Origin of the sequence: Mucilaginibacter lappiensis (assembly GCF_050433765.1) — a bacterium.
Taxonomy (GTDB): Bacteria; Bacteroidota; Bacteroidia; order Sphingobacteriales; family Sphingobacteriaceae; genus Mucilaginibacter; species Mucilaginibacter lappiensis_A.
In genome coordinates this window covers 258,854-271,439 of sequence record NZ_JBNPWP010000007.1, presented here as the reverse complement: position 1 = coordinate 271,439, position 12,586 = coordinate 258,854, and the positions used below count along the sequence as shown (strand labels likewise).

The window sequence follows — 12,586 nt, the reverse complement described above, 5'->3', positions numbered from 1 at the left end:
TATTTTATAAAAAGTGCGATTACTTCTTCTGCTGTTTGATCAGGTTTTCAAGCGCCTGCAGGTGCCGTTTAAAGGCGGCCCTGCCTTTTTCGGTTACGGAGTAGCGGGTATTGGGTTTGCGGCCGATAAAGCTTTTTTGAACCTGCATGTACTCCTCTTTTTCGAGGGCTTTTAAATGAGATGCCAGGTTGCCATCGGTCAAATCAAGCAACTCTTTAAGCGAATTAAAGTCGTAGCTTTCATTGGCAACCAGTACGCTCATGATCTGCAGGCGTATGCGGTTTTCAAATGCTTTATCAAACTGGTCTAAAGAAATTTTCACGAATCGTATTTAAAGTGCATCACGGTACCATAAATAATGTGCAGCAGCCCAAAACCTACCGACCAAAAAATTAGTCCGTAGCCTGGTACCAATGCGGCCAGCAAACCTAATAAAATCTCCATAATACCCAAGCCCTTTACATCAGAATAGGTATAATGACTGGCGGCTATCAGCGAAAGTCCATAAAATATAAGCGTTGATGACGCCACAATACCGTAGTGACCGTGAAATATCAGGATAAATGTAAATAAGCCCCCGCTTACCAGTGGGATGGCCATATTAACCACCAACCTTTTACTGATGGATCCCCAAAAGGGCTGCCCGTTTTTTTTTGATTTTTTAAAGGATAACCAGATGGCGGTGCCAATGGAAAGAAAAAGCACGGCAAATGCCACCACAAATAGTTCGGTTATAAGCGTAGTATCATTACTGGTAACGATGCCCCCGTTGGCTTGTTGAAGTAGCTTATAGCCTAAACCTGCGCCAATAAGCGCGTAAATGCCCGCCATGATACCCGAAAGCCCGCTAAGCGAAATGAACTTGGCCGAACGCTCCATCAGATCGCGGATAGAGCTGATCTCGGCGTGAATGTCTTTTTCTTTCATTAAAAGTACTTTGTTTACCAAAGTTATTAAGATAGTTGGAGATTGCAAGGGGAGGGGTGAAAAAAGTTTACGATCAATCGGCGAAGACTCACCCCGACATCGCTGCGCTTGTCACCCCTCTCTTCGCCTGCGGCGGAAAGAGGGTAAAAAATGAGTTTGTCATGCTGAATGCAGTGAAGTGTCTATTATCCGATATGTATGTTGTAGAATAGATCCTTCGTTCCCTACCTATCGGCTACCCATGACGTATTCGATTTTCAAGGTGTAATAGCCTATCAGTCAGCCTGTCGAAGACTCGCGCGTAGGGGGCCTTTACCCACTATGCTTCGACAGGCTCAGCATGACAGCCCTTTTAGCCACGTCATTTCCCCCTCAAAGTCCCCGGATTTTCAGGACGAGAGGAAATAAAAGCCTTGCAAACTCCCTCTTTCCGCCGCAGGCGAAGAGAGGGATGTCGAGCGCAGCGATGACAGGGTGAGTCAATTCTACGGAAGACTAATCAAACCGAAGTTTTAATAAAAACTATATTTTCAGTATTTATTGAAAATATAATATAAACTGTATATTTGTATTGTGCAATCACAAAACACAAATCAAAATACAATGAAAACGTTAAAAGATCATGTGGTGCTTTTCGATGCGGAATGCCCCATGTGCAGTGTGTACACCAAAGCCTTTGTTAAAACCGGAATGCTGGATAACGATGGTCGCTCAGCCTATCAGCATGCTGCTGAAAATACCTGCCCGGTATATGACCGCCAGCGGGCCGTTAACGAAATTGCCCTGATAAACCTTAAAAGTGGCGAGGTAACCTACGGCATAAAAAGTTTGTTTAAAATAATTGGTAATGCATTCCCACTATTTACACCACTGTTTGCATTTAAACCATTTATATGGCTCATGAGCAAAGTTTATGCCTTTATATCATACAACAGGCGGGTTATTATTCCGCCAACAAAAGGGGAGGCCAACTTTACTTACCAGCCTACATTTAAAAGGCATTACCGGATGGCATACCTGCTGTTCACCTGGTTTTTCACAGGGTTTATACTAACCGCTTATGCCCATTTACTTACCGGCTTGGTACCCTTAGGCAATGCCTACCGCGAATACATGATATGCGGCGGACAGATCATTTTTCAGGGAGCAGTGATGAGCTTTTGGGAGCGCCGCCAAACCTGGACCTACCTGGGTAATATGATGACCATTTCTTTCGCTGGCAGCTTGCTGCTTTTAATTCCGCTGGCAATAAACCATTGGTTTAAATTAGGGTCTGAGGTATATGCTTTGTGTTTTATGGGTGTTGCCGGGTTAATGTTCCTGGAGCATATCCGCCGTACTCAACTGTTAAACCTGGGTTGGGTACCTACTATTACATGGGTTGCATATCGTATTATTTTATTGGCATTGATCTTAAACCTGCACTAATGAAAACCTATAAAAAAATTGTACTTGCCGGCGGCAATGGCTACCTGGGCACTGTACTGGCAAAATATTATAAAGACATAGCCGATGAAGTCATCATTCTGGCCCGCAAACAAGCCAAACCTGTTGATAATATACGAACTGTAGTTTGGGATGGTAAAACCGAAAACGGCTGGACGGTACAGCTCACAGGTGCCGATATGCTGATAAACCTTTGCGGTAAAAATGTAAACTGCCGCTATACAGAAAAAAACAAAGCCGAAATTATTACCTCACGCGTTTTACCTACCGAGCTGCTGGGCCATGTGATCCATAAAATGACCAACCCGCCAAAGCTTTGGATCAATGTAACCTCTGCTACCATATACCGCCATGCCGAAGACCATCCGCAGGATGAAGAGACCGGTGAAATTGGCTATGGTTTTTCTATAGATGTATGCAATATATGGGAAACCGTTTTTCTGAACTGCGAAACACCGCGCACCCGTAAAGTAGCCCTGCGCATGGGGATAGTACTTGGCCGCAGCGATAGTGTTTTTCCGCGCCTGCTTAACCTGGTGCGACTGGGCATGGGTGGCAAACAAGGTACCGGACAACAATATATGGCCTGGGTGCATGAGCACGATGTGGCCCGCAGTACCCAATGGCTGCTTGATCACCCGGACATGCAGGGCATATTTAATTGCACCGCGCCCATGGGTGTTAAAAATATCGACATGATGGATACCATACGTAAAAGTTATGGTATGCCGTTTGGATTGTCTGCACCTGAGTGGCTGCTTGATATTGGTGCCGTGGTTATTGGTACCGAACCTGAACTGATATTAAAAAGCCGCTGGGTAAAACCCAAACGACTATTGGATTCCGGCTTTGTATTTCAGTATGAAAATGCCGAACACGCAGTGCATGATATATTGAGTATTAAGGGGTAAATGTCAAGTCCTCAAATTTGTTCGGAAGAATAGAAAAGAAAACGGAGGGAATGTGCGATTCCTTCCTTAGGGAAGGGGAGGTAGGGGTTTTGTAAACACTTGCGAGTCCGGATCGCACGTAGAAACCCCTCCCTGCCATCGCCCTCTACCTACCGCACCCCTCCCAGGGGAGGGAATGTTTATATGAAACGTTATGTACTAACTGCCGCAAGCGGCACGCGTGCGCCAGCGAAGGCAATCCCTTTTACCTTTCGATTACAAAGGCCTTACCCGCAATTGTCTGCTCATTTAAGCCAATCTTCCTGGCAAATTTCATATTCAGTCTTGATGGCCCTGCGGAGCTATGCATTTTTATTTTAGGGTTTGGGCTAATAACAATTTTTCTTAGATCGATATTTATTGTTTTAGATTGATGAGGTTTTAGAAGTATAAATATTTGAGTATCAGAAAGAGGGTGATTTATGTCCAAAATAGAAGTAAACCGCCAGTTTAAGCGTCCTTCGCTTGAACTTATATTCAATGTAAGCGTCCACGCTTACGCAAAGAGTTATTAAAAAAGGTAAGCGTGGACGCTTACTTTAGCAATTATTCAAGCGTAGACGCTTGAATAGGCGGATTCATAATTCAACGTTCTTGTTACGGCGACGTATTATCAATCCAATTAATATAAATGCATTGATGTAGCAAAAAAGCATAAGTATTAATAGATCAAGACTTGCATGTCCAAATTCGATATTCATAATCTTGTTGTTTCTTAAATATTGATGCAACTTGTTAACAGTTTCAAAATAGTAATATAAACCGATCAAATATATTATTAATGAAATAGCCACTACCCATGCTTGCTTCTTTGTAATCAGCACCTTGTATAAACCCCATGATATCAAAGCAAATATTAAATATGCTATTGCCAAAGCTAATTCTTCACTCATGTTTTATAGTTTAGTTTTATTCTGTTCACTTTAATGTTCCTCCATTTGGAATATCCCCCCACTGGCGCAAGTATGCAGCGTTGAATTGTGAGTTGAGTACTTGTGACTTTAACATATTTTTATTGCTTAGGAATCATAAGTACTCCCGGCTCCGGTCATCGCTGCATACTTGCGCCGGCTGGGTTATTCAGTTTCCAGTTGGAGTATCACATTCCTCTCGCCATTATCATAATAGCCAATCCTTACATACAAATTTGATCTAATAACTCCTCCATGTGATGCTGCATTGTTGTACCCACCAATGCCCAGTTGGGCATAATCTGAAAAAGCAAACTTAACACCATTAACTTTAAATGTCTCGTGGGCGTGTCCTTGATACGGCATGGGATGATAGTTCATAACTCTCCCTTCAACGAACAAAAGTTTTTTACTATTGTATATTTCACGGTTCCATACATAGCTTTTTACCGATATCCATAGTATCAGACAAAAAATGCCCCCTGTAAAGACGGTTAAAATAATTACAACGCCTCCATCCTTTCCCTTTTGAAAGAAAATATAGTAAAAAAGAAAAGCAGCAAAAACTCCTCCGAGCAAAACCAACATTAATAAGTTCGGAATCATATCTGTAACACGATAAACCAAATGCAATTGAGTGATCTTTTCCAAATTCATAACTACTTTATATTGCCACTTTTGTTGAAATATAGCTGCCACGCTGTCCAATTCTCTGACTTCGCACTATTATGCCCGTAGTCTTCAGAACTACCTAAAACGCTAATCTTTTTCCTTACCCGCCTTTTTACTCACCTCTTTGGTCATTTTTAAAGTCAAAAAAAGCAACAACCCAAGGGCAACTATTATAGCGATCCAGATAAACACAGTATAATCACGGCCTGCCTTTTTCTGTTTGGTTTGGTAAGCGGTGTTTTTTTGAACTGCCTCATGACTTATCTGCGGGATATCATCGCGAATGCTATCTGCAAAAAATTTGAGATCATATTCGGGTGCTTGTACCGACGCATCGCCTGCAAGGAGCTTGTAGGTTTGTTTACCATCCAGATAGCTGATCAATGATTCGTCGGACTGATATGCTTCGATACCCTTGATAGTTAAAGGCAAATTATCACCATTGCTTATTTGCAGTAACAATTGACCGGCCTTGGCAGCTATGAGCAGATCAGTAGGTTTTGCGGAGTTCAATTCGGCTTCGCCGAGCAGCTGTTTGTCGCGCCCTGTGATCTGATAAACCATCACATCGCGCTTAAAATATTTAGGCGCTGTAATATCGATATGCAACTTGTTTACCTGGTAGTTATCATTCAGTTTTATAGTGACATAGGTGGTTTTATTACTGTCGGTCCGGCTTATTTGCACGGGTGTAATCGGCATATAGGTCAGCGAGGCTGCATATTCTGTATATACCCCGGCCTGTAAAAACTTTATGGGTGCTTTATTTTTATCGTTCACCAAAATTTTAAGGTAACGGTAATTGCTGGTTGGGAAGGCTAATGATTGCATATAAGTTCCCTCGCTGTTTACCACAGCCTCTTGCAGCGGCACATCCTCCTGTATAGCAAACCATTGTTTCAGGTCATCGCTCCCAACTAAATTCACCTTGCGCTGTACGGCTGTGTTTTGCAGTTTTATCCACAGGCGATCCAAAGCCAGGCCGGTTTTATTTTCAACAATAAAAGTGGTTCCGGTATCGGTGCTTAAGCGGGCATCAACCTGGTTAAAAACAACAAAACTCTTCTGGTCTTTTTGAGGCAGGCTTCCCGCTTGTATATAAGGTATGAAATTCCCTTTAGCATCAATGACCCTAATGTCTGACAGATCGGCCTTGGCTTTTGCCACCAAAGCAGGCTGCAGGCTAATGCGGTAAAATCCGGTACTATTGATCTTTTGCAGGGCTGCCTGGTATTTAAAGTTTTTTTGTGCCGATGCAGATAGCATCAACCCACAAAATAATAGGGTAAGGCAAGCTATTTTATTCATCCTTGGCTTTAGTCTTGTCATCAACAATAATTTTTTTAACCTTTTGATACATAAACGATATAATAAGCAGCAGGATCCCCAGGCAAAAGAACGCCGCGATTTTACCCGCCACAGGTATATTAACAATATCGAACAAAAATAATTTAAGCAGCGTTAACGAAAACAGGCTTAATGATACAATACGCATCACCCGGAGCTTATAACGCATCCCCAGCCACATGAGCGCGAAGGATAACAGGCCCCATAATATGGGCAGTCCGGTTTTAACATAAACTGTTTCTATCCTGTCGATAGAATGTATTTTGCTATAGAACAACAGGTTGCTTAACAGGCTTATTTCTAAACTTAAAAACAATACTATAGCCGCGCTGATGAGCCAGGTGAACATGATCTTCATCCCTTCATCCAACGTTTTTTGGCACAGGCGGGTAATACGGTAAAACAACAGTCCGATAAAAATTGCCCCTATCCAGTGCGCGGTGAAATGACTGGTTGAAAGTTTTTGCTGCATGAGCATAATCCGTTGCAGATCGAAGAAAGTGGGGGTTAACGCCAGGTAAACCGTAACGCAAACCATCAAAATGCCCAGCCTTATTTTTTCATTGAAATTAAGGGCCGGTACTTTTAACGAAACCAGGTAATACAGATAAACAAATGCCGGGGTATACAGCATCATGTACAATATATTTAGGGAAGTATTAGGGTAATGATTTAAAAACTGGTGATTGATCTCCAGCAAGCCACTTAAAAACAGGAGGGCGAGTGCCGCGATACTGAAAACACGCCTGTCAACAGCTATACCACGTAAATGGGGATCTGCTTCCCGGCTCACCAAAACTGATAACAGGTATGAACTTATAGCGGCTACCAATGTGGTAATAAAACCTTTATTAGCTATAATAGTTAGGCTTGTTTCGTGATAGGTATATATCTGGTACCAGTCCATAAACAGGCTAAGCAGCATGGCCATCCACAATATTAACGAAGTAAGTTTCATTAACTGGATAGATGATTTTTGGTACAGCCAGTACAACAGCACCGTTTCTGACGCCCAAAAAATAGTGATGCTGTTACCATGCAGCTGGATAGGCGCGGCCAGCGAAATAAATGTAAGTGTAATACCGATGAGCAGGTACAATATATTGGTATCAACCTTACGGTTGCGGAACAATATGAAAGATAACACCAGGTTTACAACGGCCAAACTCACGCAAAACAAACCCCTGTATTCTTCATCTTTCATCACGGTAAGCAGGTATAAGCCGGCGGCAAAATAAAGCGCGGTGTTACTGAGCAATATGGTAAAATCAGAAGCGATGAATTTTTTATTCTCCTTAACATTGTTTGCCACATTGATAATAAAATACAGCACGTAAAAAATGCTGGCATAAACAAAACCAATGTGGTAGGTAGGCGCGGTAAGCGTATATAAAACCGATGCGAAAACAATAACCGTAAAGGCAAATGATACAATATTGAGCACCCGCCAGGCTTTAAAATAAGCGATGATAAGCAGGCCGGTATTGAGTATGAGCAGGTATATAAATAAAGCATCATAATTAGTGGTGCCGGTGCTTACCATAAACGGGCTTGCAAAACCACCAACCAGCGCAATCACGGCCAGTTCCTGCTTGTCATATAACAGCGAAAGCACCACCGCGAAAATGGTGATCACGATAAGGATAATGAACGATGCCATTTGGCTAAACAGGTGAAACTGGTGAAAAGCCAGTGTAATGGTAAAATAAAACACGGCTAAACCACCGCCAACCAGTACCGAACTAAAGGCCTTATAACTGTTGCGTAACCGGTGGGCTATGGCTATTAAAATACCCCCGCAGGCTATGCCTATGCCAACGCGGCCTATTGGGCCAACCCAATCGTTATCAATGGCGAATTTTACAAAGTAGCCAATGGCCAGCACCAGTATGGCGATACCTATTTTATTGATCAGGTTTTCGCCGATGAATTTCTCCAGATCAGGGTGGCGCTCAAAGAAGGATGGTTGAGGTTCTTTTGGTTTGGGCGGATACAGATCCGATGTTTTAACCGGTCGCCTGATGTTGGATAAGCTATCGCTAATCACTTCCCGTTGTTTTTCAACCTGAACAGGTTCATGCTCAGGCTTTATTTCGACAGGAGCAGGCGGTCTTTGCGGACTAACGGGTTCTTCCGGCGGTTTTACCGGCTGGGTTTCGCTAACGGCAGGTTGGGGGGGATCTGTTTTCTTCACCGGTTCTTCAACTGGCCGGGATACCCGTAAATGGTCAATTACCCGCTTTAGCTCCAGTATTTTTAGCTCCAGATCGGCAATTTTATGGTTAATACTGGTCTTATTGTTTATGATCAAAACAACAATTACCAGCAACATAATAATGGTAAAAAATTCCATAACCTTAGGTTTAGCAAAACCTAAAGATAGATGATTTATGAAATAATACGCATTTGTGTATAAATAATGGGTACCTAAGCCTCATCCCAACCCTTCTCCAAAGGAGAAGGGCTAAAAAATAATAAATAATTATTTGCAAGGTAAAGTCCTCTCCTCTGGAGAGGATTAGGTGAGGCCAAACAGAGCGGACTTGCGCCAATCAAGCGAATTTGGCTAAAGCCTTTTCCTTTTTTGCTTTTATCCGCCCCATAAATGGGACGGCAATGAATAGTCTGCTTTTTATGAAGTTTTTCATTGCCGTTGGCTTTAGCCAACGGATACAGAGTAAGCAAATGGGCTTTAGCCAAATTCTTTGTTGCTATGATCTAAGTATAGCGCCGCCTATTTGAATACAAATCAAACTACAATTTGATTTGCATTTTAAAATAACGCATAAGCTAAAGCAATTAATTAACTTAGCTTCATTCATAAATCCCTGCTGCTAACCACAGTACACAAAGCCTAATAATGAAGAAACTTTTTAAGCCTGCCTTATTGATAGCCTGTTTATTAATTATAAAAACGGGCAATTCCCAAACCGTTTCCCCATCACTTTTAAGAGGTCACTGGCACGCTTCCTGGATCACCGTGCCTGATGAACCCACAAAAGATTATGGTGTTTACCATTTCAGGAAAAATATTCAGCTAAATGCTAAACCAACCTCCTTTATAGTACATGTATCGGCCGATAACCGGTATAAGTTATATGTTAACCAAACCCTAATATCATTGGGGCCCGCCCGTGGCGATACCTATTATTGGAACTATGAAACGGTTGATCTGGCGCCTTATTTAAAAGCGGGCAATAACACCATTGCTGCTTTGGTGTGGAACGAAGGCGATTACCGTCCCGAGGCTCAGATCTCCATCCGCACTGCATTTATCATGCAGGGTAACACGGCTAATGAAGAAGTGATCAATACCAATAAAACCTGGAAAGGTATTCGCGATAAAGCTTATCGGCCCCTTACCGGCATTGGTTATCATCCTTATTATGTGGCTGGTCCGGGCGAGTTGGTTGATATGAATGCCTCTGTTAAAGGATGGGATGCTGTTGACTTTGACGACAGCGCCTGGAAAAATGCCATTAGGATTGATGCGGGCAACCCCAAAGGAACTGTAAATGCTTTCGACTGGATGTTGGTGCCATCGCCACTCCCGCAAATGGAATTAAAGTACCAGCGCATAACTTCACTCCGCAAGGCTGATGGCGTTAGCGTTCCTAAATCTTTTCCGGCGGTAAAAGCGGCTGTAACTATACCGGCCAACACAACGGCTACTTTACTGCTCGATCAAACTTATTTAACCAATGCTTTTGTAACGCTCAATTTTAGCAAGGGCAAAAACGCGGCCATAAAACTAACTTATGCCGAAGCCATGTTCACCAGTTTAACCGGACGGGAGGGTACAGTTAAAGGAAACCGTAACGATGTGGAAGGGAAATTATTTGCCGGTCGCAGGGATAGTATTATTGCTGATGGCTCTCCCAATCAAACATTTACAACCCTGGCCTGGCGCACTTACCGCTATATCCAGTTAAAAATTAAAACCGGGAATGAGCCCTTGGTTATTGATGATATCTATGGCACGTTTACCGGCTATCCATTTCAGCTGAATGCCAAACTGGAAACAAGCAATCCCGAAATGCAAAAGATCCTGGATATAGGCTGGCGAACCGCCCGGCTTTGCGCAGGTGAAACGTATACCGACTGCCCATATTATGAGCAACTACAATACGTGGGCGATACCCGCATACAGGCCCTGGTATCTTTTTATAACAGTGGCGACGACCGGCTGGTACGCAACGCCATCGATCAGATGGATCATTCGCGCATAGCCGAAGGGTTGACGCTGAGCCGCCATCCTTCATTTTCGCCTCAAATTATTTCCACCTTTTCTTTATGGTACATCGGCATGCTGCATGATTACTGGATGTACCGGCCCGATAGCGCGTTTATAAAGGATAAGCTATCAGGAGCAAGGGATGTGCTGGCATTTTTCGGCAAATACCAACAGACCGATGGCTCACTAAAAGATACACCCTACTGGACATTTGTTGACTGGGTAAATGATAAAGGCTGGGATTTTGGTCAGGCACCTAAAAGTACCGGTGGAAATTCGGCCATATTGGATATACAACTGATGTGGGCCTATAACCAGGCTGCCGAAATGGAGGCTAAAATGGGTTTGCCTGTTTTTGCCGCACTATATCAGGAAAAGGCAGCGCAATTAAAAGCCACTATTCAAAAAAGATATTGGGATGCAGGCAGGCAATTGTATGCTGATACCGAGGATAAACAACTGTTTTCGCAGCATACCAATACACTGGCGGTTTTAACCGGTATGGTTGCAGATGCTGATGCAACCGCGTTATGCAAAAAATTATTAACCGATACTACGCTTACACAATGTACCATCTACTTTAAATACTACCTGCACCAGGCTTTAATAAAAGGAGGTTTTGGAGATGATTACCCGAAATGGCTTGATATATGGCGGAAAAACATCAACATGGGCCTTACCACCTGGGCCGAGATCTCAGACCTGGAACATAACCGCTCAGATTGCCATGCCTGGGGCGCAAGCCCTAATATTGAGTTTTACAGAACCATATTGGGGATTGACAGTTATGCCCCCGGTTTTAGTAAAATAAAAATAGAGCCACATTTAGGCGATATGAAAAATGTAAGCGGCGAAATACCGCACCCTAATGGAAAGCTATCGGTAAAATACCAGATGGAGAAAAGTAAGTGGATGATGTGGATCAACCTGCCGCCAAATACATCGGGTGTGCTGGTATGGAAGGGTAAAAGTTATTCTATAAAAGCCGGGGAGAATAAATTAAGCATTTGAAAAAACAACCTTTCTACACAGGGTGAAAATTCCAAAATGTTTATTATCAAATATTTGTAGATTTGATAGAGCCAATTAAACCCAAACCAATGAAAAAAATAATTATAGTGAGCTTGCTAAGCCTAATGGTGATCATGATGTATTCATTTAGCCGGGCCGAAAAGAAACAGCCCGAAGGTATTTTAATTCCGGAAGGTTATCGGAATTGGACGCATGTGAAAACGGCTGTCAACAATCCCACTTTTGCATCACATTCAGGGTTTCATCATATATATGCCAATCCAAAAGCTATGGAAGGCTATAAAACGGGTCAGTTTGCCGATGGCGCTATCATCGTGTTTGACGTATTGGAATCCCTCCCTCAAAAAAACGGGGATATTTATGAAGGTAAAAGAAAGCTAATAGATGTAATGGTTAAAAATAGTTCCCAGTTTAACGAAACGGGCGGTTGGGGATATGAGGAGTTTATTTACAGTTAAATCCAACCCGTCATGCTGAACTTTTTTCAGCATCCCACATGTATTAAACACCATACATTATGGGTCATTTTGCCTGTGAGATCCCGAAATAAATTCGGGATGACTTCTTAATTTAGTAAGATTGTTCTTAGTTTTTTACCTTCCAAACTTCCCACACTAAATATCCTACCTGTAATAAAACATTGGAGTAAAAACCGGCCAGTACATCATCCATCATTACACCGGTACCGCTGGGCAGGGCCTCCATTTTACGGATACCCAGGGGTTTTACAATATCAAAAAAACGAAACAGCATCAGGCCTGCCAGTAAAAGATAAATATTGATTGGTACAAACACCATGGCTATCAACATACCCGCAACCTCGTCTATCACCACGCGTGAGCTGTCTTCGCCCCAGTCGGGTTCAACTTTGTTGCTCACATGTACACCCAGCAGGGTTATCACTATAGTAATTGCAAATAAATACCAGGGACTCTGTAATGCGGGATTTTGCCACAACAACCAGATAAATCCGCAGGTTACTATGGCAGCGTATGTACCACCGCCTTTTAAAAACCCTATACCAAATATGGAGGCTATTATTTTATTAAAGTTCATTAGTTTAATAG

Annotated in this window: 12 protein-coding genes; 4 read left to right on the top strand and 8 right to left on the bottom strand. The window is 42.6% G+C overall.

Annotation, left to right across the window (positions count from 1 at the left end; translation table 11 throughout):
• Positions 1-19: 19 nt before the first annotated feature.
• Entirely contained in the window at positions 20-322 is a 303-nt protein-coding gene (locus M2273_RS21325; protein ID WP_429399796.1) for a winged helix-turn-helix domain-containing protein, read from the bottom strand.
• Complete coding sequence (locus M2273_RS21320) at positions 319-927, bottom strand: hypothetical protein (protein ID WP_429399795.1); 609 nt, start codon at positions 925-927, stop codon at positions 319-321. The genes M2273_RS21325 and M2273_RS21320 overlap by 4 nt, the downstream gene beginning before the upstream one ends.
• Positions 928-1,530: 603 nt before the next feature.
• Here M2273_RS21320 and M2273_RS21315 point away from each other — a divergent pair.
• Positions 1,531-2,355 (top strand): DUF393 domain-containing protein, encoded by an 825-nt coding sequence (locus M2273_RS21315; protein WP_429399794.1) that lies wholly within the window; start codon positions 1,531-1,533, stop codon positions 2,353-2,355.
• On the top strand, positions 2,355-3,284 hold the full coding sequence (locus M2273_RS21310; protein ID WP_429399793.1) for a TIGR01777 family oxidoreductase: 930 nt from the start codon (positions 2,355-2,357) through the stop codon (positions 3,282-3,284). Before M2273_RS21315 ends, M2273_RS21310 begins: the two co-directional genes overlap by 1 nt.
• Positions 3,285-3,901: 617 nt before the next feature.
• Here M2273_RS21310 and M2273_RS21305 read toward each other — a convergent pair.
• The 5 genes from M2273_RS21305 to M2273_RS21285 form a co-directional block, all read right to left on the bottom strand.
• On the bottom strand, positions 3,902-4,216 hold the full coding sequence (locus tag M2273_RS21305; protein ID WP_429399792.1) for a hypothetical protein: 315 nt from the start codon (positions 4,214-4,216) through the stop codon (positions 3,902-3,904).
• A 183-nt stretch (positions 4,217-4,399) separates the two neighbouring features.
• Positions 4,400-4,885: a hypothetical protein gene (locus M2273_RS21300; protein ID WP_429399791.1), complete on the bottom strand. Its 486-nt coding sequence runs from the start codon at positions 4,883-4,885 to the stop codon at positions 4,400-4,402.
• Positions 4,886-4,993: 108 nt separating this feature from the next.
• Complete coding sequence (locus tag M2273_RS21295) at positions 4,994-6,235, bottom strand: DUF3999 family protein (protein WP_429399790.1); 1,242 nt, start codon at positions 6,233-6,235, stop codon at positions 4,994-4,996.
• Positions 6,207-8,606: a DUF2339 domain-containing protein gene (locus M2273_RS21290; RefSeq protein WP_429399789.1), complete on the bottom strand. Its 2,400-nt coding sequence runs from the start codon at positions 8,604-8,606 to the stop codon at positions 6,207-6,209. Before M2273_RS21290 ends, M2273_RS21295 begins: the two co-directional genes overlap by 29 nt.
• Positions 8,607-8,680: 74 nt before the next feature.
• On the bottom strand, positions 8,681-8,953 hold the full coding sequence (locus M2273_RS21285; protein ID WP_429399788.1) for a hypothetical protein: 273 nt from the start codon (positions 8,951-8,953) through the stop codon (positions 8,681-8,683).
• A gap of 160 nt (positions 8,954-9,113) precedes the next feature.
• Between M2273_RS21285 and M2273_RS21280 the strand changes: the two genes are divergently transcribed.
• Both M2273_RS21280 and M2273_RS21275 read left to right on the top strand, forming a co-directional pair.
• Positions 9,114-11,498 (top strand): alpha-L-rhamnosidase C-terminal domain-containing protein, encoded by a 2,385-nt coding sequence (locus M2273_RS21280; protein ID WP_429399787.1) that lies wholly within the window; start codon positions 9,114-9,116, stop codon positions 11,496-11,498.
• Positions 11,499-11,587: 89 nt separating this feature from the next.
• Positions 11,588-11,977, top strand: coding sequence for a cytochrome P460 family protein (locus M2273_RS21275; RefSeq protein ID WP_429399786.1), 390 nt, complete (start codon positions 11,588-11,590; stop codon positions 11,975-11,977).
• A gap of 127 nt (positions 11,978-12,104) precedes the next feature.
• Here the strand turns inward: M2273_RS21275 and M2273_RS21270 are convergent, their stop codons facing one another.
• Positions 12,105-12,575, bottom strand: a complete 471-nt coding sequence (locus M2273_RS21270) for a phosphatidylglycerophosphatase A family protein (RefSeq protein ID WP_429399785.1) — start codon at positions 12,573-12,575, stop codon at positions 12,105-12,107.
• Positions 12,576-12,586 lie beyond the last annotated feature (11 nt).

Excerpts from the sequence above, each read along its gene's own strand:
- M2273_RS21320 (WP_429399795.1), bottom strand. The coding sequence starts at position 927 with ATGAAAGAAAAAGACATTCACGCCGAGATCAGCTCTATCCGCGATCTG.
- M2273_RS21310 (WP_429399793.1), top strand. The coding sequence starts at position 2,355 with ATGAAAACCTATAAAAAAATTGTACTTGCCGGCGGCAATGGCTACCTG.
- M2273_RS21270 (WP_429399785.1), bottom strand. The coding sequence starts at position 12,575 with ATGAACTTTAATAAAATAATAGCCTCCATATTTGGTATAGGGTTTTTA.
- M2273_RS21290 (WP_429399789.1), bottom strand. The coding sequence starts at position 8,606 with ATGGAATTTTTTACCATTATTATGTTGCTGGTAATTGTTGTTTTGATC.
- M2273_RS21295 (WP_429399790.1), bottom strand. The coding sequence starts at position 6,235 with ATGACAAGACTAAAGCCAAGGATGAATAAAATAGCTTGCCTTACCCTA.
- M2273_RS21315 (WP_429399794.1), top strand. The coding sequence starts at position 1,531 with ATGAAAACGTTAAAAGATCATGTGGTGCTTTTCGATGCGGAATGCCCC.
- M2273_RS21280 (WP_429399787.1), top strand. The coding sequence starts at position 9,114 with ATGAAGAAACTTTTTAAGCCTGCCTTATTGATAGCCTGTTTATTAATT.
- M2273_RS21275 (WP_429399786.1), top strand. The coding sequence starts at position 11,588 with ATGAAAAAAATAATTATAGTGAGCTTGCTAAGCCTAATGGTGATCATG.
- M2273_RS21305 (WP_429399792.1), bottom strand. The coding sequence starts at position 4,216 with ATGAGTGAAGAATTAGCTTTGGCAATAGCATATTTAATATTTGCTTTG.